Origin of the sequence: Streptomyces spiramyceticus (assembly GCF_028807635.1) — a bacterium.
Classification (GTDB): domain Bacteria; phylum Actinomycetota; class Actinomycetes; order Streptomycetales; family Streptomycetaceae; genus Streptomyces; species Streptomyces spiramyceticus.
Map to the genome: position 1 here is coordinate 4,162,107 of NZ_JARBAX010000001.1, position 21,012 is coordinate 4,183,118.

At 70.0% G+C, this 21,012-nt stretch carries 20 protein-coding genes and 1 pseudogene; 5 read left to right on the forward strand and 16 right to left on the reverse strand.

The features are described 5' to 3' along the window. Positions 1-54: 54 nt before the first annotated feature. The 4 genes from PXH83_RS19135 to afsQ1 form a co-directional block, all read right to left on the reverse strand. Positions 55-609, reverse strand: a complete 555-nt coding sequence (locus PXH83_RS19135) for a VanZ family protein (RefSeq protein WP_274561592.1) — start codon at positions 607-609, stop codon at positions 55-57. Positions 610-705: 96 nt separating this feature from the next. After that, positions 706-1,347 (reverse strand): hypothetical protein, encoded by a 642-nt coding sequence (locus PXH83_RS19140; RefSeq protein WP_274561593.1) that lies wholly within the window; start codon positions 1,345-1,347, stop codon positions 706-708. Continuing rightward, positions 1,332-2,867 carry a sensor histidine kinase gene (locus tag PXH83_RS19145; RefSeq protein ID WP_274561594.1) on the reverse strand — a complete coding sequence of 512 codons (1,536 nt, stop codon included), beginning with the start codon at positions 2,865-2,867 and terminating at the stop codon, positions 1,332-1,334. Before PXH83_RS19145 ends, PXH83_RS19140 begins: the two co-directional genes overlap by 16 nt. Further along, positions 2,864-3,541 carry a two-component system response regulator AfsQ1 gene (gene afsQ1, locus PXH83_RS19150; protein WP_214921288.1) on the reverse strand — a complete coding sequence of 226 codons (678 nt, stop codon included), beginning with the start codon at positions 3,539-3,541 and terminating at the stop codon, positions 2,864-2,866. Before afsQ1 ends, PXH83_RS19145 begins: the two co-directional genes overlap by 4 nt. A gap of 196 nt (positions 3,542-3,737) precedes the next feature. Between afsQ1 and PXH83_RS19155 the strand changes: the two genes are divergently transcribed. After that, a complete protein-coding gene (locus tag PXH83_RS19155; protein WP_274561595.1) occupies positions 3,738-4,490 on the forward strand; it encodes a SigE family RNA polymerase sigma factor in 753 nt (250 codons plus the stop codon). 309 nt (positions 4,491-4,799) lie between these two features. Here PXH83_RS19155 and PXH83_RS19160 read toward each other — a convergent pair whose 3' ends face one another. From PXH83_RS19160 to deoC, 4 genes are all read right to left on the reverse strand, one after another. Then, on the reverse strand, positions 4,800-5,438 hold the full coding sequence (locus PXH83_RS19160; protein WP_274561596.1) for a uridine kinase family protein: 639 nt from the start codon (positions 5,436-5,438) through the stop codon (positions 4,800-4,802). Positions 5,439-5,597: 159 nt separating this feature from the next. Further along, on the reverse strand, positions 5,598-6,512 hold the full coding sequence (locus tag PXH83_RS19165; RefSeq protein ID WP_274561597.1) for an aldehyde dehydrogenase family protein: 915 nt from the start codon (positions 6,510-6,512) through the stop codon (positions 5,598-5,600). Next, positions 6,505-7,941: an aldehyde dehydrogenase family protein gene (locus tag PXH83_RS19170; RefSeq protein WP_274561598.1), complete on the reverse strand. Its 1,437-nt coding sequence runs from the start codon at positions 7,939-7,941 to the stop codon at positions 6,505-6,507. Before PXH83_RS19170 ends, PXH83_RS19165 begins: the two co-directional genes overlap by 8 nt. A gap of 5 nt (positions 7,942-7,946) precedes the next feature. After that, positions 7,947-8,906 (reverse strand): deoxyribose-phosphate aldolase, encoded by a 960-nt coding sequence (deoC, locus tag PXH83_RS19175; protein WP_274561599.1) that lies wholly within the window; start codon positions 8,904-8,906, stop codon positions 7,947-7,949. An 89-nt stretch (positions 8,907-8,995) separates the two neighbouring features. Between deoC and PXH83_RS19180 the strand changes: the two genes are divergently transcribed. After that, positions 8,996-9,646 carry a PH domain-containing protein gene (locus tag PXH83_RS19180; protein ID WP_274561600.1) on the forward strand — a complete coding sequence of 217 codons (651 nt, stop codon included), beginning with the start codon at positions 8,996-8,998 and terminating at the stop codon, positions 9,644-9,646. Positions 9,647-9,656: 10 nt separating this feature from the next. On the opposite strand, the pseudogene PXH83_RS19185 reads toward PXH83_RS19180, so the two are convergent. From PXH83_RS19185 to PXH83_RS19200, 4 genes and pseudogenes are all read right to left on the reverse strand, one after another. Continuing rightward, positions 9,657-9,915 (reverse strand): annotated as a pseudogene (locus PXH83_RS19185) (hypothetical protein); the annotation flags it as partial. A gap of 269 nt (positions 9,916-10,184) precedes the next feature. Next, on the reverse strand, positions 10,185-11,837 hold the full coding sequence (locus tag PXH83_RS19190) for a phospho-sugar mutase (protein ID WP_274561601.1): 1,653 nt from the start codon (positions 11,835-11,837) through the stop codon (positions 10,185-10,187). 304 nt (positions 11,838-12,141) lie between these two features. Continuing rightward, positions 12,142-12,972: a purine-nucleoside phosphorylase gene (locus PXH83_RS19195; RefSeq protein WP_214921296.1), complete on the reverse strand. Its 831-nt coding sequence runs from the start codon at positions 12,970-12,972 to the stop codon at positions 12,142-12,144. A 123-nt stretch (positions 12,973-13,095) separates the two neighbouring features. Then, entirely contained in the window at positions 13,096-13,533 is a 438-nt protein-coding gene (locus PXH83_RS19200; protein WP_274561602.1) for a gamma-glutamylcyclotransferase family protein, read from the reverse strand. Between the two features lie 192 nt (positions 13,534-13,725). Between PXH83_RS19200 and PXH83_RS19205 the strand changes: the two genes are divergently transcribed. Beyond that, a complete protein-coding gene (locus tag PXH83_RS19205) occupies positions 13,726-15,165 on the forward strand; it encodes an NAD(P)H-quinone dehydrogenase (protein WP_274561603.1) in 1,440 nt (479 codons plus the stop codon). A gap of 143 nt (positions 15,166-15,308) precedes the next feature. Continuing rightward, positions 15,309-16,292: a DeoR/GlpR family DNA-binding transcription regulator gene (locus PXH83_RS19210; RefSeq protein WP_274561604.1), complete on the forward strand. Its 984-nt coding sequence runs from the start codon at positions 15,309-15,311 to the stop codon at positions 16,290-16,292. Positions 16,293-16,296: 4 nt separating this feature from the next. On the opposite strand, the gene PXH83_RS19215 is transcribed toward PXH83_RS19210, so the two are convergent. Beyond that, complete coding sequence (locus tag PXH83_RS19215) at positions 16,297-16,848, reverse strand: TetR/AcrR family transcriptional regulator (RefSeq protein ID WP_214921325.1); 552 nt, start codon at positions 16,846-16,848, stop codon at positions 16,297-16,299. Positions 16,849-17,019: 171 nt separating this feature from the next. After that, a complete protein-coding gene (locus PXH83_RS19220) occupies positions 17,020-18,774 on the reverse strand; it encodes an acetyl/propionyl/methylcrotonyl-CoA carboxylase subunit alpha (RefSeq protein WP_274561605.1) in 1,755 nt (584 codons plus the stop codon). 364 nt (positions 18,775-19,138) lie between these two features. Here PXH83_RS19220 and PXH83_RS19225 point away from each other — a divergent pair, with 364 nt between their 5' ends. After that, positions 19,139-19,603, forward strand: coding sequence for a hypothetical protein (locus PXH83_RS19225; RefSeq protein ID WP_274561606.1), 465 nt, complete (start codon positions 19,139-19,141; stop codon positions 19,601-19,603). Between the two features lie 52 nt (positions 19,604-19,655). Here the strand turns inward: PXH83_RS19225 and PXH83_RS19230 are convergent, their stop codons facing one another. Continuing rightward, positions 19,656-20,351: a B3/B4 domain-containing protein gene (locus PXH83_RS19230; protein WP_274561607.1), complete on the reverse strand. Its 696-nt coding sequence runs from the start codon at positions 20,349-20,351 to the stop codon at positions 19,656-19,658. Positions 20,352-20,400: 49 nt separating this feature from the next. Next, positions 20,401-21,006: a LysE family translocator gene (locus tag PXH83_RS19235; protein ID WP_274561608.1), complete on the reverse strand. Its 606-nt coding sequence runs from the start codon at positions 21,004-21,006 to the stop codon at positions 20,401-20,403. Positions 21,007-21,012 lie beyond the last annotated feature (6 nt).

Below are 21,012 nucleotides of genomic sequence, written 5' to 3' on the forward strand. Positions count from 1 at the left end.
GTGTGCCTCCCGATGCCTCAATACTGCTCCCGGAGACCCCCGCGGGGCGTCGCTCTACGGGGCGATCCCGACCCTGGGAATCGTCGGGGTACGCCCCTGAGACACCTCGTCCCCCCTCAGCGCCCGGCCTCGCCCCCGCCGCTGCCGGCGTCGGCGCCGCAGCCGCGCCCGCCCCGCCGGTACGACCGTCAGGTGCGCCAGCGCCACCCCGGCCGCGTTCAGCAGCACCGAGTCCACGTCGACGACCTGTCCCGGCACCCCGGTCTGAAGCAGCTCGATCCCGAGCGAGACCAGCGTCCCGGCCGCGACCGTACGTACCAGCGAGGCCACCGGCGAGACGAACAGCCTGCCCCCGGCCATGGGCAGCAGTACGCCCAGCGGCGCGAGCAGCAGCAGCCCCTCGCAGATGCGGCGCGCGGCCTCGGCGGGGCCGAGCGCCAGGTCCGCCTTTATGCCGGCCAGCGGATGGAAGTTCGGCGCGGTGATCCACGGAACGTCCAGGGGCCGAAGCGTCAGCCACCCGACGAGCAGCAGATGCGCGAGGAGGAGGAGACCTCCGGCGACGCGGAAGCGAATGATGACGGCGCTGCCGTCCGAGCCATGACGCACGCCCCACAAGACGCGCCTACCGGCGGGATCGGTTCCGCCATGTTCCACGGTGTGAGGAACAACAGTTGAGGTGCCACCGTGCCGTCGTGCCGCCGCTCAGCGCGACGGGCGGGTCTCACCCACCGTCGGAACGGCGTCCGGCCGGTCCTTGAGCGCCGACGTGCACTGATAGCCGCGCGCGGGGTCGTCGGAAGGCCCGCCGAGGATCACGGCCCCGTCGGACCCGGACGCCGCACTGTCCGCGTACGTGCAGACAATCTGCGCCAGCGCATGCGTGGGCAGATCCTCGGGCTGGCTGCTCAGCCGCAGCGTGTTCTTCGCATCGCCCTTTCGCGGACCGGAAACCGCCAGTGTGTCCCGTACGACCGTGGTGAAACCGGCCTGCCTCTCCTCGGCCGAAGGCTCCCTCTGGAGCTCGTCGAGGAGCGTCTGCGCGACCCGCACCCGGTCCGACATCAGCTTTTCCTCGGGTATCCGCACCGCCCGGTCCACCGAGACCAGCTGAGCCCCGCAGACCAGGTACACCTCAAGCGGAATGCCCGGCGTCGACTGCGTGGCGATGTCCTCCGGCGCCAGCTCGCACGGCACCCTCGACGGGGCAGCGCCCGCGTCGACCGGCACCGACGTCGTCCGGATGCCGCAGCCGGCCAGGGCGGCGCAGAGCACGGCGAGGCCCGTGACGGAGCCCAGCCGCCTGCGTCGCGTCCCGCTCTCCGCGGCTGTCACTGCTCTTCGCATTCCTCCCCCTCTCTCAAGCCGTCGTCCTCTCCTTCGTCCGCCGCCTGCGACACATCGAGCGGCAGCCGCAGTACGAACACCGCGCCGCCCTCCTCCGAGTTGGACGCCGTGATGTCGCCGCCGTGAATGTGCGCGTTCTCCATCGCGATGGACAGGCCGAGCCCGCTGCCCTCGGAACGGGGCCGCGACGCGCTCGCCTTGTAGAAGCGGTCGAAAACATGCGGCAGTACGTCCTCGGGGATGCCCGGGCCGTGGTCCCGTACCTCGATGACCAGCTCATGATCGACGGGCCGCACGGACACCCGTACCGGCGAACCGCCGTGCTTCAGCGCGTTGCCGATCAGATTCGCCAGGATCACATCCAGCCGGCGCGGGTCGAGCCGCGCCATGATGCCGCGCTCGGCGTCGAGATCCACCGCGTCCAGCCAGGCGCGGGCGTCGATGCAGGCGGTCACCTGGTCCGCGACATCGACGTCGTCGAGGACGAGACGGGCCGTACCCGCGTCGAAGCGGGTCACCTCCATCAGGTTCTCCACCAGGTCGTTGAGCCGCCGCGTCTCGCTCACCACCAGATGTACGGCGGGTGCGATCATCGGGTCGAGGTTGTCCGCCTCGTCCTCCAGGACCTCCGCCACTGCCGTGATCGCGGTGAGCGGCGTCCGCAGTTCGTGCGACATGTCGGCGACGAAGCGGCGGCTCGACTCCTCCCGCGCGCTCATGTCGGCGACCTTCTTCTCCAACGACTCGGCGGTCCTGTTGAACGTCCGTGACAGATCGGCCAGTTCGTCCGTGCCCGACACCCGCAGCCGCGTGTCGAGCTTCCCCTCACCGAGCTGCCGCGCCGCGTCCCCGAGCCGCTGCACAGGCTTGAGCACCGTCGTCGCCGCCGCCTGCGCGAGCAGCGCGGAGCCGAGCAGCGCGAGGGCGGTGGCGATCGCGAGGGACCAGGCGAGCGAGTTGAGGTCGGCGCGCTCCTGCTCCAGGGAAGTCAGCATGTAACCGGTCGGCCCGCCGCCGATGACCTTCGTACCGGCCACCAGGAACGGCTTGTCCTTCGGGCTTATGCGCAGCCAGTACAGGTGGTACGCATAGTCGTTCGCGTCCGTGACCTTCTGCCTGCGGTTCACCGCGTCCTGAAGCTCCTGCGGTACGTCTTCGAGCGTGAAGGCGTCGATGTCCGAGTTGCCGACGATGGGCTTGCCCGCCGCCCGCTGGTCGACGAGCAGCACGCTGTAACCGGGGCCGCTGCTGGCCGCCATCTGCGCGGCCGCGGCCTGGAGTTCGGACTGGGTCGGGCGTATCGGCAGGGTGGCAGCGCGGTTCTGCATCTCCTGCCGGAAGTCGTTCAGCGCGGCGTCCTGCGTACGCGTCAGCACCGCCTCGCGGTTGAGCCAGTACGCGATGGCGGACGCGGAGACGGCGGCGGTCAGCGCCACCAGGGCGAACACGACGACGAGCCGCAGCCGCAGACTGGTCCAGCGCAGCCCCGCCAGCAGCGCGCGCCTGGGGGCGGCACTCACGAAGGTGTGTCCAGCCGGTAACCGACACCCCGGACGGTACGGATGAGAGTCGGCGACGACGGTACGTCCTCGACCTTGGCCCGCAGCCGCTGCACGCAGGCGTCGACCAGCCGCGAGTCGCCGAGGTAGTCGTGCTCCCACACCAGGCGCAGCAACTGCTGCCGCGACAGGGCCTGCCCGGGTCTGCGGCTGAGCTCCAGGAGCAGCCGCAGCTCGGTCGGCGTGAGCTGCAGGTCCTCGCCGTTCTTGGTGACCGTCATGGCAGAACGGTCGATGGTCACATTGCCGAAGACCGCCGCGTCGTTGGCCTCCCGCTCGCCGCGACGCAGTACCGCGCGGATGCGGGCGTCGAGCACCCGGCCCTGGACGGGCTTGACGACGTAATCGTCCGCGCCCGACTCCAGGCCGACCACGACGTCGATGTCGTCGCTGCGCGCGGTCAGCAGAATGATGGGCAATTGGTCGGTACGCCTGATGCGCCGGCACACCTCGAATCCGTCGATGCCGGGCAGCATCACGTCCAGCACAATCAGATCCGGCCGCTGCTCGCGCAGCAGTTTCAGGCCGTCCTCTCCCGTCGCCGCGGTGGCCACTCGGTGGCCCTGGCGTGACAGCGAGAGTTCGAGGGCCGTGCGGATGGCGTCGTCGTCCTCGATCAGCAACAGGAAAGGCACAGAGGTCATTCTGGCCCATGGGGGAGGAGTACTTCGACATCCCCCAGACTTCGTCCGGGGGGACCCCCATCCGCGCTCCCATTGCTGTGACAGGCCTGTGACAGTCGGCGGACACCGCGATGAAACTGCCCCGGCAAGCTCATTGGCACACGGACCGCAACAGACAGCAACGGATTCCACCGACGGGGGGCGCGAGATGAACGCACTGCACAGCACCACCTCCAGCGCAGTTGTCACGCGTCTCCACGACGTCACGAGGAACACCGAGAAGTCCGGTGCAGCGAGCTTGCGGGGGTGTGCTCGCGGCACCGGGCGTCAGCGCACGCAGACCATGCATGTGGCTGCGGTGCTCGACGCTTCTGTGGGGGGACACGGGGGCCAGGGGGGAACGGCGTACGGGGAGGTCACCGGGGAACGGGCTTCTGTGTCGGAGGCGGAATTCACCGCCTACGTCCAGGAGCGCCGAGCCTCCCTGTACGCGACCGCCTACCACCTGACCGGCGACCGCTTCGAGGCCGAGGATCTGCTGCAGAGCGCCCTCTTCTCGACGTACCGCGCCTGGGACAGGATCAGCGACAAAGCGGCGGTCGGCGGCTATCTGCGCCGCACCATGACGAACCTGCACATCAGCGCCTGGCGCAGGCGCAAGCTCAACGAGTACCCGACCGAGGAACTGCCGGAGACGGCGAACGACACGGACGCGATGCGCGGCACCGAACTGCGCGCCGTGCTCTGGCAGGCGCTCGCCCGGCTGCCCGAACTCCAGCGCACGATGCTGGTCCTCCGCTACTACGAGGGCCGCACCGACCCGGAGATCGCGGACATCCTCGACATCAGTGTCGGCACGGTGAAGAGCAGCATCTGGCGGTCACTGCGCCGGCTGCGCGAGGACGAGGTCCTCAGCTTCGGCCGTGACGAGGAAGAGTCCTTCGGCGAGCTGGTGGCCTGAAGGTACGGGGGGACACGGGGGACAGGGGGAATCGGGGGAGGAACGGCCGCGGTCTCGGGGGAGACGGCGGCCGGTACGGGGGAAAACGCAGCGGGGCTGGATGGGCCGGGGGGCCTGTTCGGCCCTGCGGTGCGTTTACGCGGTGCGGTGCGGGGTGCCGGTGCGGGCCGCTGCGCGGGGCTTTCCCCACCCCGCCCCTTCCCGCTGTGACATTTGCGGCTCCGCCGCGGGCCTCAAACTCCCCCAAGGACTGCGTCCAGGGGGGACCCCCACGGGCTGGGTTTTCCAGCCCGTACGTGCCGCGGGCCGCTACGCCGGCTCGCGTGCCGCCGGGGTGCGGTGGCGGCCCGCTGCCGCGGCTGCGAGGCGGCCCAGGGCCTCCTCCTTCGCGCAGGGGTGCGCCCCCAGCGCCGCCTGACGCTCCACGATGCCGCGCTCCGCCCGCATCAGCCGCCAGCCCCTGCGCAGCAGGAAGGGTACGGATTTGCGGCCCTCCCGCAGATCCCGGAGCAACCGCCGCCGGAACGTCGTCGCCGGACGCCCCCGCAGACACAGCGCGTCCGCGAGCACGCCGAGCTCCTGGCAGCGCGCAACAATGTCCGCCGCAAAGATCCCCTCGGCCACGAAGAGCGGTGTGCGCTCTATGTCGAGCGCCTCCCTGTCCACGCGTGCGCTGATGGAGATGTCGTACACGGGGACGGTCGTACGTCCCGTACGGCACAGTTCCTCGATCGACGCGACGGCGGCGTCCGCGTCCCAGGACAGCGGAGAGTCCCAGTCGATGTCCGTACTACCCGCGACCTGCGGAAGCGTGGGGTCGTCGCCCTCCTTGTAGAAGTCGTCGAGGCGCAGCACGGGCAGACCCGTGCGGGCGGCGAGCGACGACTTTCCGGAGCCGGAGGGGCCTGCGAGCAGGACGACGCGAGTGGGTATGGGGGATGAACTCACGGGACACAATCATGCGGCATCGAGCCGGTCCTGGGACCCCACCGTGCACCCGCTGGTGCCGTTGGTATTGAGCATCACATCGCGGCCACGCAGAACATGAGACGACCCCGCCGGTCGGGGGACGGCCCGGCCGGCGAGGTCGTGTCGGTGGGGCTCCGCTCAGTACGCGGAGCCGGACGCGCCCAGGGAGCCCGTCGGGTGCCAGACCGTCTTCATCTCCAGGAAGGCGGTCAGGCGGTGGGTGCCGGGGTCGGCCGCCCAGTCCACAGGCTGTGGACGGAAGACCCGCTTGAGGTTGTCCGCCGCGGCGATCTCCAGGTCGCGGGACAGCTCGCTGTCCGCGCCGGTGAGGTCGATCGCGTTGACGTCCTGGTGGGAGGCGAGCGGGGCCGCGATCTCCGACGTACGGCCGGTCAGGATGTTGACCACACCGCCCGGCAGGTCGGACGTGGCCAGGACCTCGCCGAGGGAGAGCGCGGGCAGCGGGGACTTCTCCGAGGCGACCACGACGGCCGTGTTGCCCGTCGCGATCACCGGGGCGATCGCCGAGACCAGGCCCAGGAAGGACGACTCCTGCGGGGCGAGCACGGTGACGACGCCGGTGGGCTCCGGCGTGGAGAGGTTGAAGAACGGGCCCGCGACCGGGTTCGCGCCGCCCACGATCTGGGCGATCTTGTCGGTCCAGCCCGCGTACCAGACCCAGCGGTCGATCGCCGCGTCGACGACCACGGCCGCCTTCGACTTGGACAGGCCCTCGGCGTCCGCCACTTCACGTACGAACTGGTCCTTGCGGCCCTCCAGCATCTCCGCGACGCGGTAGAGGATCTGGCCCCGGTTGTACGCCGTCGCCCCCGACCAGCCGCCGAACGCCTTGCGCGCCGCGACGACCGCGTCACGGGCGTCCTTGCGGGAGGAGAGCGGCGCGTTGGCCAGCCACTTGCCCTTGTGGTCCTGCACTTCGTACACCCGGCCGCTCTCGCTGCGGGGGAACTTTCCCCCGACGTACAGCTTGTAGGTCTTGAAGACGCTCAGACGCCGCGCGGCGGAGCCGCTGATCGATTCGTGCTCAGACATCGAGGTACGCCTCCAGGCCGTGGCGGCCGCCTTCGCGGCCGAAGCCCGATTCCTTGTATCCGCCGAAGGGCGAGGTCGGGTCGAACTTGTTGAACGTGTTGGCCCAGACGACACCGGCCCGGAGCTTGTTCGCGACCGCCAGGATGCGGGAGCCCTTCTCGGTCCAGATGCCTGCCGACAGGCCGTACTGGCTGTTGTTGGCCTTGGCGACGGCCTCGTCGGGCGTACGGAACGACAGGACCGAAAGCACCGGGCCGAAGATCTCGTCGCGCGCGACGGTGTGCGCCTGCGTGACGTTCGTGAAGAGCGTCGGCGCGAACCAGTAGCCGGAGGACGGCAGATCGCACGGCGCGGACCAGCGCTCGGCGCCCTCCGCCTCGCCCGTCTCGGTGAGCGCGGTGATACGGGCCAGCTGCTCGGCCGAGTTGATCGCGCCGATGTCGGTGTTCTTGTCCAGCGGGTCGCCGAGACGCAGCGTCGACAGGCGGCGCTTCAGCGAGTCGAGCAGCTCGTCCTGGATCGACTCCTGGACCAGCAGGCGCGAGCCCGCGCAGCAGACCTGGCCCTGGTTGAAGAAGATTCCGGTGACGATGCCCTCTACGGCCTGGTCGATGGGGGCGTCGTCGAAGACGATGTTTGCGCCCTTGCCGCCCAGTTCGAGGGTGACCTTCTTCGACGTACCGGCGACCTGGCGGGCGATCGCCTTGCCGACGGCCGTGGAGCCGGTGAAGGCGACCTTGTTGACGTCCGGGTGCTCGACGAGTGCGGCGCCCGCGTCCCCGTAACCGGGAAGGATGTTGACGACGCCCTTGGGCAGGCCCGCCTGGCGGCAGATGTCCGCGAAGAAGAGCGCGGACAGCGGGGTCGTCTCGGCCGGCTTCAGGACGACCGTGTTGCCCGTTGCGAGCGCCGGGGCGATCTTCCACGCGAGCATGAGGAGCGGGAAGTTCCAGGGGATGACCTGGCCCGCGACACCGAGGGGCGCCGGATTCGGCCCGTACCCCGCGTGGTCGAGCTTGTCGGCCCAGCCCGCGTAGTAGAAGAAGTGAGCGGCGACCAGGGGAAGGTCGGCGTCCCTCGTCTCCTTGATCGGCTTGCCGTTGTCGAGGGTCTCCAGGACGGCCAGCTCGCGCGAGCGCTCCTGGATGATCCGGGCAATACGGAAGAGGTACTTGGCGCGCTCGGCGCCGGGCAGTGCCGACCACTTCTGGAAGGCCTTGCGGGCCGCCTTCACCGCACGGTCGACGTCCTCGGTGCCCGCCCGGGCGACCTCGGAGAGGACCTCCTCGGTGGACGGCGACACGGTCTTGAAGACCTTGCCGTCGGCCGCCTCGGTGAACTCGCCGTCGATGAACAGGCCGTACGACGGGGCGATGTCGACGACCGAGCGCGACTCGGGCGCGGGTGCGTATTCAAAAACAGATGCCATGGTGATCAGTCCACCGTCACGTAGTCGGGACCGGAGTAACGGCCGGTGCTCAGCTTCTGGCGCTGCATCAACAGGTCGTTGAGCAGGCTGGAGGCGCCGAAGCGGAACCAGTGGTTGTCCAGCCAGTCCTCGCCCACGGTCTCGTTGACCAGGACCAGGAACTTGATCGCGTCCTTGGTCGTGCGGATCCCGCCGGCCGGCTTCACGCCGATCTGGATTCCAGTCTGCGCCTTGAAGTCGCGTACGGCTTCGAGCATCAGCAGGGTGTTGGAAGGCGTGGCGTTCACGCCCACCTTGCCGGTCGAGGTCTTGATGAAGTCCGCGCCCGCCAGCATCCCGAGCCACGAGGCCCGCCGGATGTTGTCGTACGTCGACAGCTCGCCGGTCTCGAAGATGACCTTGAGGCGGGCCTTGTCGCCGCACTCGGCCTTCACGGCCACGATCTCCTCGTAGACCTTCAGGTAATGACCGGACAGGAAGGCTCCCCGGTCGATCACCATGTCGATCTCGTCGGCCCCGGCGGCCACGGCGTCGCGGACGTCCGCGAGCTTCACCGGCAGCGCCGCGCGGCCCGCCGGGAAGGCGGTGGCGACCGAGGCGACCTTGATGCCCGTACCGGCCAGGGCTTCCTTGGCGGTGGCCGCCATGTCCGGATAGACGCAGATCGCGGCGACCCTGGGCGTCGTACGGTCGGTCGGGTCCGGGTTGGCGCCCTTGGCGCACAGCGCCCGGACCTTGCCCGGGGTGTCCGCGCCTTCGAGCGTGGTCAGGTCGATCATGGAAATGGCCAGGTCGATGGCGAACGCCTTCGACGTGGTCTTGACCGAACGGGTGCCGAGGGATGCGGCGCGTGCTTCGAGGCCGACGGTGTCTACGCCGGGCAGCCCGTGCAGGAAGCGGCGCAGCGCACCGTCGGACGCCGTCGCGTCGGCGAAAGCGGCAGTTGCGGGTGCAGTGGTGGGCATGGTCACTACTGCAGCATATCTACGCGCGTAGCAACCTGTACAGCCCCGGCCCCGAACAAGGCGGTGTGACGTGAGGCAGAATCGGGCCCATGACAAGCAGCAGCCCCGGCCGGCAGCCCGGCGAGCCCACCGAGCCGACCTACGCCGACCGCGTCTTCCGCTCGCCCGGCGCGCTCGCCGGCGGCGTCCTGGTGCTCCTGCTGGCCGCCTGGGTCGGCGGTGACGCGCTGATCCGCGGGGAGGGCCGTACGCCGTGGGTGGCGCTGGCCGGTCTGTTCTTCGTCGTGCCGCTGGTCGTCGCATACACACTGCGGCCCGCCGTCTTCGCCAACGACGACCGGCTCCTGATCCGCAATCCGTTCCGTACGATCACGCTGCCCTGGGCGGCGGTCGACGGCGTGCGCGCCGGGTACTCCAGCGAGGTGCTCGCGGGCGGCAAGAAGTACCAGCTGTGGGCCGTGCCCGTCTCGCTGCGCCAGCGCAAGCGCGTCGCCCGCCAGCAGGCGAAGCAGGCGCACGACGACCCGTACGGCAGGACGTCCGTGACCGCCGACGTGACCGACGCACAGGCCCGCCGGGCGCCCGCCGACCAGACCGTCGAGGACCTGCGCGAGCAGGCCGAGCGGTGCGCGGCGCGGCCGACGGCTCAGGGGGACCCGGAGGTCCGCTGGGCATACGAAATCATCGCGCCGTGTGTGGTGGGCGCGGTGGCGCTGACCGTGCTGCTGGCCACCGGCTGATCGGGCTGATCTACGGCGGGCCCGGCCAGATCAGCAGCATGTACGCCCCGAAACCACACCGACGACATCACCGCCCCGCCCACCACCAGCACCCCGATGAGCCGCCTTCTCGCCCGCGTCACCGCGAGCGCGACCGGCAGCAGCAGCGGGAAGCCGGGGACCAGGAAGCGGGCGCGCGGGAAGTAGACACCGCCGCTGCCCAGGACGACGAGCAGCAGTATGCCGGTGAAGACCAGCAGCGGCAGGCGCTCGGCCGCGCACAGCAGGAACCGCGATCCGGTCCCGCGCGCCTTGGTGCGGGCGGCGGTCGGCAGGGACGGCCGGCCAGGGCCGTCGGGTCACCTGGGGTGCGGTCGGGGGCACTGCGGCGCTCCAGGACTCGGCGGGGATACCGGTCAGCCTTCTCCGTGTGATCGGGGGAGGGCACTGGGCGCTGCGGCGACTGCCGTATGCAAGTCACTCGTACGGGCGGGCCGGTTCCCGTCCTGGGAAGCGACCCGCCCGTACGAGTGCGGTGGTGTCAGTGATGCCAGTGGTGTCAGATGCCTGCGGCGGCCGACAGATCACGCTTGATCGCCGCGAGGATCCCGTCCGCCCGCTCACGGGCGGGTGCCAGCTCACTCGCGTCGGCGACCGGAACCACGGTCTCCAGGTAGCACTTGAGCTTCGGCTCGGTGCCGCTCGGCCGCACGATCACGCGGGCCTTCACCGCACCGTCCAGCTGGTAGCGAAGCCCGTCCGTGGGCGGCAGCCGGTCGGTGCCCCGCGTCAGGTCCTCGGAGCTGGTGACCCTGAGACCCGCGAGCGAGGTGGGCGGCTGCTCGCGCAGCTGGCTCATCGCATTGGCGATCACCGTCAGGTCCTCGACGCGCACCGACAGCTGGTCGGTGGCGTGCAGACCGTGCTCCACGGCGAGGTCGTCCAGCAGGTCGAGGAGCGTGCGGCCCTGCTCCTTGAGCTCGGACGCGAGCTCGGTGACCAGGAGCGCCGCCGTGATGCCGTCCTTGTCGCGTACGCCCTCGGGGTCGACGCAGTAGCCGAGCGCCTCCTCGTAGCCGTAGCGCAGGCCCTCGACGCGGGCGATCCACTTGAAGCCGGTCAGGGTCTCCTCGTACGGCAGCCCGGCCGCCTCGGCGATACGGCCCAGCAGCGACGACGACACGATCGACTCGGCGAACGTGCCGCGAGCGCCCTTGTGCACCAGGTGCGCGGCGAGCAGCGCGCCGACCTCGTCGCCGCGCAGCATCCGCCACTCGTCACTGCCGGGTACGGGGACGGCGACGGCGCAGCGGTCCGCGTCCGGGTCGTTCGCGACGATCAGGTCGGGCTCGGCGCGGCGGGCAGTGGCGAAGGCCAGGTCCATGGCCCCCGGCTCCTCCGGGTTGGGGAAGGCGACCGTGGGGAAGTCCGGGTCGGGCTCGGCCTGCTCGGCGACAAGGACGGGCTCCGGGAAACCGGCGCGGGCGAAGGCGGCCGTCAGGACCTCCTTGCCGACGCCGTGCATGGCCGTGTAGACGACGCGGGCGGTGCGGGGGGACCCGTTGGTCAGGACCTCGTCCGTACGCGCGAGATAGGCCTCCAGGACCTCCTCGTCGAGCGTGAACCAGCCGTCCTCGGGGCGCGGTACGTCGGCGAGCGACCGTACGGCGTCGATCTCGGCGGCGATCTCGGCGTCGGCGGGCGGCACGATCTGCGAGCCGTCGCCGAGGTAGACCTTGTAGCCGTTGTCGCGGGGCGGGTTGTGGCTCGCGGTGACCTCGACGCCGGCCACGGCTCCCAGATGCCGTATGGCGAAGGCCAGGACGGGAGTGGGCAGCGGGCGGGGCAGGAGGGCTGCGCGCAGCCCCGCGCCGGTCATGACGGCGGCGGTGTCGCGGGCGAAGTCGGCGCTCTTGTGGCGGGCGTCGTAGCCGATGACGACGAGACCGCCCTCCTGGCCCTTCGCCCTCAGGTACGCGGCGAGGCCGGCGGCGGCCCTCATGACGACGGCGCGGTTCATGCGCATCGGGCCGGCGCCGAGTTCGCCCCGGAGGCCTGCCGTGCCGAACTGGAGGGTGCCGGCGAAGCGCGCGGCGAGCTCGTCCAGGTCTGCGGCGTCGATGAGCTTGCCGAGCTCGTCCCGGGTCTCGCTGTCCGGGTCCTCGGCCAGCCAGGCCTGCGCCCGTGCGACCAGGTCCTGCTCCTGCTGCACGATGTGGTCCACCTCTCGTGTGGGTGCGATCAGATTCGCCTAGCGGCGGGCTTTCCCACCCCCGCCCATATTCCGGGGTTACTACCCCGTACCCGGTCGGCACCGCACCGGTGCCTGCGGCGCAGTTCCCCTACCCGCCCCTTCCCGAACTGGGGCTCCGCCCCAGACCCCGCTCCTCAATCTCCCCCAAGGACTGCGTCCAGGGGGGACCCCCAGAGGCTGGTATTTCAGCCCGTCCGGCGTTTGAGAACTCGGGAAGGGGCGGGGTGGGGTTAAGGAAAAGCTCCGCCCGGGCTCCGGTTCGTCAGATGCGGCGCAGGACCTGGGCCAGGAGTTCGCCCATGCGGGCGGCCGAGTCGCGGCCGGCCTGGAGGACTTCCTCGTGGTTGAGCGGTTCGCCCGTCAGGCCCGCGGCCAGGTTGGTGACCAGGGAGATGCCGAGCACCTCCGCGCCCGCCTCGCGCGCGGCGATGGCCTCCAGGACCGTCGACATGCCGACGAGGTCGCCGCCCATGGCACGGACCATGTTGATCTCGGCCGGCGTCTCGTAGTGCGGGCCGGGGAACTGGACGTAGACGCCCTCCTCCAGGCTGGCGTCGACCTCCTTGCACAGGGCGCGCAGACGCGGCGAGTACAGGTCCGTCAGGTCGACGAAGTTCGCGCCGATGATCGGCGACGTGGCCGTCAGGTTGAGGTGATCACTGATCAGGACCGGCTGGCCGGGGCGCATGCCGGGGCGCAGGCCGCCGCAGCCGTTCGTGAGGACGATGGTCTTGCAGCCGGCGGCGACAGCGGTGCGTACGCCGTGCGCGACGGCGGCGACACCGCGGCCCTCGTAGTAGTGCGTACGGCCCAGGAAGACCAGGGCGCGCTTGTCGCCGATCTTGTACGAGCGGACCGTACCGGCGTGGCCCGCGACCGCGGGCGGCGGGAAGCCGGGCAGCTCGGTGACGGCGAACTCGTGCTCGGGCGCGCCCAGTGCCTCGGCGGCGGGCACCCAGCCCGACCCCATTACGAGGGCGACGTCGTGGGTCTCGGCGCCGGTCAGCTCGCGCAGGCGGGCGGCGGCGGCGTCGGCAGCCGCGTGGGGGTCGGCGAAGCCGTCGGCGGGGGCAGGGGTAACAGATGCGTTCACGCCGACGAGGGTAACCGGTCTGGCCCTACGCGCGTAGATGTCAGTGCTTACGGTGTTCTGATTGTTGCCTTGGCGGATCGAACGAATGCCCCGAAAGGCAGAGGTCAGAATGGTCCGGACAGGTCAGCAGGGGCGCTTGCGGAGCTCCATCACATAGTCGTGCGGCGCGCCCGCCGACTCCGCCGCATCGGCGATTTCGCCCAGGTACCGGGCCGAGGGCAGCCCGCCCTCGTAACCGTTCAGCACGTACACCCAGGCAGGCTCCTCGCCCTCCAGCGTGTGCACCCGCAGCCGCATCCGGCGGTAGATGTCGAGTCCGACACCTTCCCAGCGGTCCATGGAGTCCTCGTCCATGGGAGCGATGTCGTAGAGCGCGACGAACACCTGCGAACGCGGGGCTTCCACGATCGTGGCGAGCGCGCCCTCCCAGCCCATCGACTCGCCGCCGAAGGTCAGCCGCCAGCCGTTGAGCCAGCCGGTGCCGCGCAGCGGTGAGTGCGGGGCGCGGCGCGTCATCAGCCGCGCGTCGAGGTTGCCGGCGTACGCGGCGTAGAGCGACATGAGGTCGAGGGTACGGGAGGGGCTCGTGCGACGGGGCCTCAAGAGGTCACGGCCGGATGGAGGGCCCCGGGGCGAAGCATCTTGAAGCATGCGGGACAATGAAGTACGTACTGCATTCCCCCCGGGCGATCCCCGGATCCCCGGCCGAGCGGGCAGGCGGGCCGGGATTGACAATGCGAGGCGGACTTTTTCGTGACCCGGATCGTGATCATCGGTGGCGGACCCGGCGGTTATGAGGCGGCCCTTGTGGGCGCCCAGCTCGGCGCGGAGGTGACCGTCGTCGACAGCGACGGTCTGGGCGGGGCGTCGGTGCTCACCGACTGCGTGCCGTCGAAGACTCTGATCGCCACGGCCGAAGTGATGACGACCTTCGACTCTTCGTACGAGGAGTTGGGCATCATCGTCGCCGACGACACCCCCCACGTCGAGCAGGCGGCCCGCGTCGTCGGCGTCGACCTGGGCAAGGTCAACCGACGGGTGAAGCGCCTCGCCGTCGCGCAGTCCCACGACATCACCGCGTCCGTCACCCGGGCCGGCGCCCGGGTCCTGCGCGGCCGCGGCCGCCTGGAGGGCCAGCAGGGCGCCGACGGGTCGCGCACCGTCGTCGTCTCGTACGCGGACGGCAACGAGGAGCGCCTCACCGCCGACTCCGTACTGATCGCGACCGGCGGCCACCCGCGCGAGATCCCCGACGCGCTCCCCGACGGCGAGCGGATCCTCAACTGGACGCAGGTGTACGACCTGGACGAGCTCCCCGAGGAGCTCATCGTGGTCGGCTCCGGTGTGACCGGCGCCGAGTTCGCCGGCGCGTACCAGGCACTCGGCTCGCGCGTCACCCTCGTCTCCTCCCGCGACCGCGTGCTGCCGGGCGAGGACCCGGACGCCGCTGCCGTCCTGGAGGACGTCTTCCGGCGCCGCGGCATGAACGTCATGGCCCGCTCGCGCGCCGAGTCCGCCAAGCGCGTCGGCGACCGGGTGGAAGTGACGCTGTCCGACGGGCGCGTCATCACCGGTACGCACTGCCTGATGGCCGTCGGTGCCATCCCGAACTCCGCGGGCATGGGCCTGGAGGAGGCCGGGGTCCGGCTGAAGGACTCGGGCCACATCTGGACCGACCGGGTCTCCCGCACCAGCGCGCCCGGCGTGTATGCGGCGGGTGACGTCACCGGGGTGTTCGCTCTCGCGTCGGTCGCGGCCATGCAGGGCCGCATCGCGATGTACCACTTCCTCGGCGACGCGGTGACTCCGCTGAACCTCAAGACCGTCTCGTCGAACGTCTTCACCGACCCCGAGATCGCGACGGTCGGCTACACCCAGGCCGACGTGGACGCGGGCAAGATCGAGGCACGCTCGGTGAAGCTGCCGCTGCTGCGCAACCCGCGCGCCAAGATGCAGGGCATCCGCGACGGCTTCGTCAAGATCTTCTGCCGTCCGGGCACGGGCATCGTGGTCGGCGGCTGTGTCGTCGCCCCGCGCGCGAGTGAGCTGATCCATCCGATTTCGATCGCGGTCGACAACAATCTGACCGTGGAACAGATCGCGAACGCGTTCACGGTGTACCCGTCCCTGTCGGGATCGATCGCCGAGGTCGCGCGCCAGCTGCACACCAGGAAGACGTCGGGCGAGGCGTAACGGCCCCGCTGCCGGCCCGTAGTTGCGCGGCAGATACCGGGTGTACGCCGCCTATACCACTTCCGGGCTCACCTTACGTACAACTTCTGTTATTCGGCGCAAACTGCTGAGAACTATCGGCCGCTCAGGTTACTGTCAGTTTCGTGTTCGCTGCAGAACGTCGCCAATTGATCCTTGAAATGGTGCGTGCCAACGGGGCGGTTTCGCTCCGTGAGCTCGCCCGTGTCGTCCAGACCTCCGAAGTGACCGTACGGCGGGACGTGCGGGCGCTTGAGGCCGAAGGACTCCTAGACCGCCGGCACGGCGGTGCGGTATTGCCGGGCGGTTTTACGCGGGAGTCCGGCTTTCCGCAGAAATCCCATCTCGCGACCGCGGAGAAGACGGCCATCGCCGACCTCGCCGCGGGACTCGTCGAAGAGGGCGAAGCCATCGTCGTCGGCGCCGGGACAACGACGCAGGAGCTGGCAAGACGGCTTGCCCGGGTCCCCGGGCTGACCGTCGTCACCAACTCCCTGCTGGTGGCCCAGGCGTTGGCCCACGCCAACCGCGTCGAAGTCGTCATGACCGGCGGCACGCTGCGTGGCTCGAATTATGCGCTGGTCGGCAGCGGGGCGGAGCAGTCCCTACAGGGTCTGCGCGTCTCCCGGGCCTTCCTCTCCGGAAGCGGACTGACCGCGGAGCGCGGGCTTTCCACCTCCAACATGCTGTCGGCGAGCGTCGACAGGGCGCTGGTGCAGGCCGCCGCCGAAGTGGTGGTCCTCGCCGACCACACGAAGCTCGGCACCGACACCATGTTCCAGACGGTGCCGACGGACGTGATCACGCGCCTCGTCACCGACGAGCCGCCGCAGCACGACGACCGCGCCGCCACCGAACTGCAGGCCCTGGCAGACCAGGGAGTGCAGATCGCCGTCGCCGGACCGGGGACCGGAGCGGCGGGACCGGGGGGTGACGGCGTCCCGACCGGACGGCAGTCCCGCCGGGACGTGCCGCTTCCCGGCCAGCGCCGTACGCACCCGGGCGGACCCGGGACCGGTGCGCAACTGCGCAGCGCCGGAGCCCTCGCGGAGCAGGCGGGACCCGCCGAGCGCGAGCGGGCGCGCGTCGCCGATCTGCGCCGGCGCTGAATGCTTACTTCTCCGCCCGCAGGCCCTTCAGCGTCAGCGTCAGCAGTCGGTCGGCCAACTCCGGATCGTCGGGTGCCTGTTCGGCAGCCAGCGCGATGGCATTGGTCAGCTGCATCAGGTCCCCGATGGAAACGTCGGGCCTGACCGCGCCGCTCTTCTGAGCCCGTACGAGCAACCGCTCGCCGGCCTCCCTCATCGGCGTACTGCACCGCGCCAGCGCCGAACTCTCGTCGCGCGAGGCCGACATGAGCTCACGAGCGAGCCCCCGGTACTCACCCGCATGAGTGATGATGTCGCGCAGCCACGTCACAAGCGCCCCACAGGGCGCATCGGCATCGGCCAGCGCACGTGAATGAGCCAGCAGCTCGTCCACCGCGCCCTGGAAGACCGCGCTCATCAGCGCGTGCCGGTTGGGGAAGTGCCGGTAGAGCGTGCCGATGCCCACGCCGGCGCGGCGTGCGACATCTTCCAGCGAGGCGTCCGTGCCGTGCTCCGCGAAGGCGATACGGGCCTCGGCGAGCACCCGCTCGTAGTTGCGGCGTGCGTCGGCGCGCATGGGCCGTGCCGAAGGCGTCGACGACGCCGTCGACGTCTCTGCGCTGCTGCTGGTCGCCATTGCGCCGCCCTTCTCGTACCGGCTCTGACTCCAGGATGCCATTGCGTAAACGGAGGGCCTCGCCGGTACTCCGGCGGGGCCCTCCGTCACGTACGCACGTACAGCCGGACGTCAGTCCTTGATTTCGCAGATGGTGGCGCCGGAGGTGACGGACGCGCCGACTTCGGCGGTCAGGCCCTTGACGGTGCCGGAGCGGTGCGCGTTCAGCGGCTGCTCCATCTTCATGGCCTCAAGTACGACGACGAGGTCGCCTTCCTTGACCTCCTGGCCCTCCTCGACCGCGACCTTGACGATGGTGCCTTGCATCGGGGATGCGAGGGTGTCGCCGGAGGCGGCCGGGCCGGACTTCTTCGCCGCACGCCGCTTGGGCTTGGCACCGGCGGCCAGGCCGGTACGGGCCAGGCTCATGCCCAGCGAGGACGGCAGGGAGACCTCAAGACGCTTGCCGCCGACCTCGACGACGATCGTCTCGCGACCGGCCTCGTCCTCCTCGGTGTCCGCACCGGGCACCGAGAACGCGGGAATGGTGTTGACGAACTCCGTCTCGATCCACCGGGTGTGGACCGTGAACGGGTCGGAGGTGAAGGCGGGGTCGGCGACGACGGCGCGGTGGAAGGGGATGGCGGTGGCCATGCCCTCGACGTTGAACTCCGCCAGAGCGCGGGCGGCGCGCTGCAGTGCCTGCTCACGGGTGGCGCCGGTGACGATCAGCTTGGCGAGCAGGGAGTCCCAGGCGGGGCCGATCACGCTGCCGGTTTCGACGCCGGCGTCGAGGCGGACGCCGGGGCCGGAGGGTGTGGAGAAGGCGGTGACGGTGCCGGGGGCGGGCAGGAAGCCGCGGCCGGGGTCCTCGCCGTTGATGCGGAACTCGATGGAGTGCCCGCGCACCGCGGGGTCGTCGTAGCCGAGCTTCTCGCCGTCGGCGATGCGGAACATCTCGCGGACCAGGTCGATGCCGGTGACCTCCTCGGAGACCGGGTGCTCGACCTGCAGGCGGGTGTTGACCTCCAGGAAGGAGATCGTGCCGTCCACGCCGACGAGGAACTCGACCGTGCCCGCACCGACGTAGCCGGCCTCGCGCAGGATCGCCTTCGAGGCGGCGTACAGCTCCTCATTCTGGGCTTCGCTCAGGAACGGGGCGGGGGCCTCTTCCACCAGTTTCTGGTGGCGGCGCTGCAGCGAGCAGTCACGGGTGGAGACGACCACGACATTGCCGTGGGCGTCGGCCAGGCACTGCGTCTCCACGTGCCTGGGCTTGTCGAGGTAGCGCTCGACGAAGCACTCCCCGCGCCCGAACGCGGCCACCGCCTCGCGTACGGCGGAGTCGTAGAGCTCGGGGACCTCATCGAGGGTGCGGGCGACCTTCAGGCCGCGCCCGCCGCCGCCGAACGCCGCCTTGATCGCGATCGGCAGCCCGTGCTCGCGGGCGAACGCGACGACCTCCTCGGCCCCCGAGACCGGGTCGGGGGTACCCGCGACCAGCGGGGCACCGGCACGCTGGGCGATGTGCCGGGCGGCGACCTTGTCACCCAGGTCACGGATGGCCTGCGGGGGCGGGCCGATCCAGGTCAGGCCCGCATCCAGCACGGCCTGGGCGAACTCGGCGTTCTCGGAGAGAAATCCGTACCCGGGGTGAACCGCGTCCGCTCCCGAGTCCTTGGCGGCCTGGAGCACCTTGGCCATGTCCAGATAGCTGGCGGCCGGGGTGTCACCGCCCAGAGCGAACGCCTCGTCCGCGGCACGGACATGCAAAGCGTCCCGGTCCGGATCGGCGTAGACGGCTACGCTCGCGATCCCGGCATCCCGGCAGGCCCGAGCAACGCGGACAGCGATTTCGCCACGGTTGGCGATGAGCACCTTGCGCACGATGGCTCCCTCCTTGAAACAAGCTGAGTTTAGGGACTGCCGACACGGCCCTACGACCCGTCCCCAATGGTGAGCTTGCCCACACGGAGCGTGATGCGAGGCTCGCGCGAGTCGCGAATTCCCTTGTCGCACCACGGTACGACGGGTTCCCTCACCGCACAGTAGCCCTCGGGTGTGGCCAAGGTCTCTGTCCTGGGAGCCAGTGCGGCGGCAGCTTTCTTTGTCGAGTCCCTACGAATGGCCGAATGATTCTTTGCCGCGGCGGTCCGGCTGCGTCAGGACCCTTGTCCCGGCGATTACCGGTTAGTAGCGTTTGCGTCTCGCGTACGTACTAGGGGTAACAGCCGGAAGAGGGTGGGGCGCCGTGCCGCGCAGACCGATAGCCGCCGTGGCAGCGGCCCTGCTGTTCGTCGAAGCCGCCGGGATCGTGTTCGTCAACTGGATCCTCGGCAAGGTCGTCAACAGCCAGTCGATGTCCCTGGACGGCCTGGACCCCGACGTCATGGCCGCGTCGACCTGGGTGATGGGCGGCGTCTTCGGCCTCTACCTGGTCGGCTGCGGCGTCTTCCTGCTGCGCGCCGCGCTGACGGACCGGGCTCCCGGGCGTTTCGGACGCGTACTGCTGATCGCGTGCGCGGTGGTGCACGGTGTGCTGGGGGCGTTGTCGGTCGGGCTGGTCGGCTGGGCGGCGTTCGTGGTGCTGATGGTGGAGTTCGGGCTGATCGTGCTGTCCGTCATCGCGTACGGCAGGCGTGAGGAGCAGCGGGCCGGGGCGGACGCGTCCGGTGCGGCGGACGCGCCGGAGGGCGGGGCTCCCGCGCCGGCCTGACAGGCGCAGGCCCGACGGGCCCTCAGAACGAAGACCCTCAGAACGAAGACCCTCAGAAGTCGAACTGCGGCGACGACCGGCTCAGGATCACGGGCTTCGCGGTCACGGACCACAGGGCGTCCAGCTCGTCGGCGAGCGCGGCCGTGAGCCTCTCCATGTCGGCCGGAGCCGAGTCGTGCATCGCCTCCGCGATGATCAGCACGGTGGACGTCGTCTCCCGGACGGCGGAAGAACCGCTCTGCCGGTTGGTCCACCGCCGGGAGTGGGCCTGTCCGCTGCCGTCCGCGAAGATCACTTCACGTGGGGCGGGATTCTCCGTACCGCCGGAGAACGTCACATAGGTTTCGTCACCGGCCGCGTACCGGACTTCCAGGTTCCCGGTGATCTCGGAAACGTCGAAGACGCCCACCGGGATCGCGAACGCGAGTGAAATGGAGTTGCAGACGTCGATCAGCGGGTGGATCCGGGGAAGCGAGTCCTCTTTCCTGAATCGCCGCAGCAGCGACTCGGAGGCGCACCGGTATTGGGTGGGCTTGAGTCCCATCCGGGAGAACGTACGGCGCCAGGCCTGGATTTCGGGCAGTTCGCCCTCCGTCACGGTCGCCAGCCGGGACCTGGCGATCGCGTTGTAGCGCGCGATCGCGGCGTCGGCCGAAACGTCCGGGGTGATTCCTTCGGCGAAGAGAACCCCGGGAACAAGCTCCGGGAAGTCCTGCCGGACGGCGTCCGCGTGCTGGAAGTGACGCATAAGGTGCCTCGCTGTTTTTGTGTTGAGTATCGCCAGGTCAGAGGGCCGGTCAGAAGAAGGCGAGCTTGGCGCCGAGGGCTGTGAACGCGCCCGCGAACGTCCGGCGCAGCCAGGTCAGGACCCGGGGGCGGGAGATGACGTGACTCCGCATCGCGGCGGCGAATTTCCCGTACGCGACGAAGACGATGAACGTGAGCAGCATGAAGACGGCGCTCAACTCGACCATGCGCAGGAATGCGTTCGGCTCACGGGCGCTCACGAACTGCGGCAGGAACGCGAAGAAGAAGATCGTGAGTTTTGGGTTGAGGATGTTGATCAGGACGCCCGAGGTGATCACCTTCACCGCTGATACGGGCGTCTCGGCCTTCTCCGTCGTGAGTGCGTCCTTGTCGCGCAGGGTGCTCCACGCCATGTAGAGCAGATAGGCCACACCCAGATACTTGAGAATCTGGAACGCCATTGCGCTGGTGTGGAGCAGCGCCGCGAGGCCCGTGATCGCCGCCATCATGTGCGGAATGGTGCCGAGGGTGCAGCCGACCGCCGCGACGATGCTTGCGCGGGTGCCGCGCGAGAGTCCGGCCGCCATGGTGTAGAGCACGCCTGTGCCGGGAGTCGCGACAACGACGAGCGACGTCAACAGGAACTCGATGGTCATGACTTG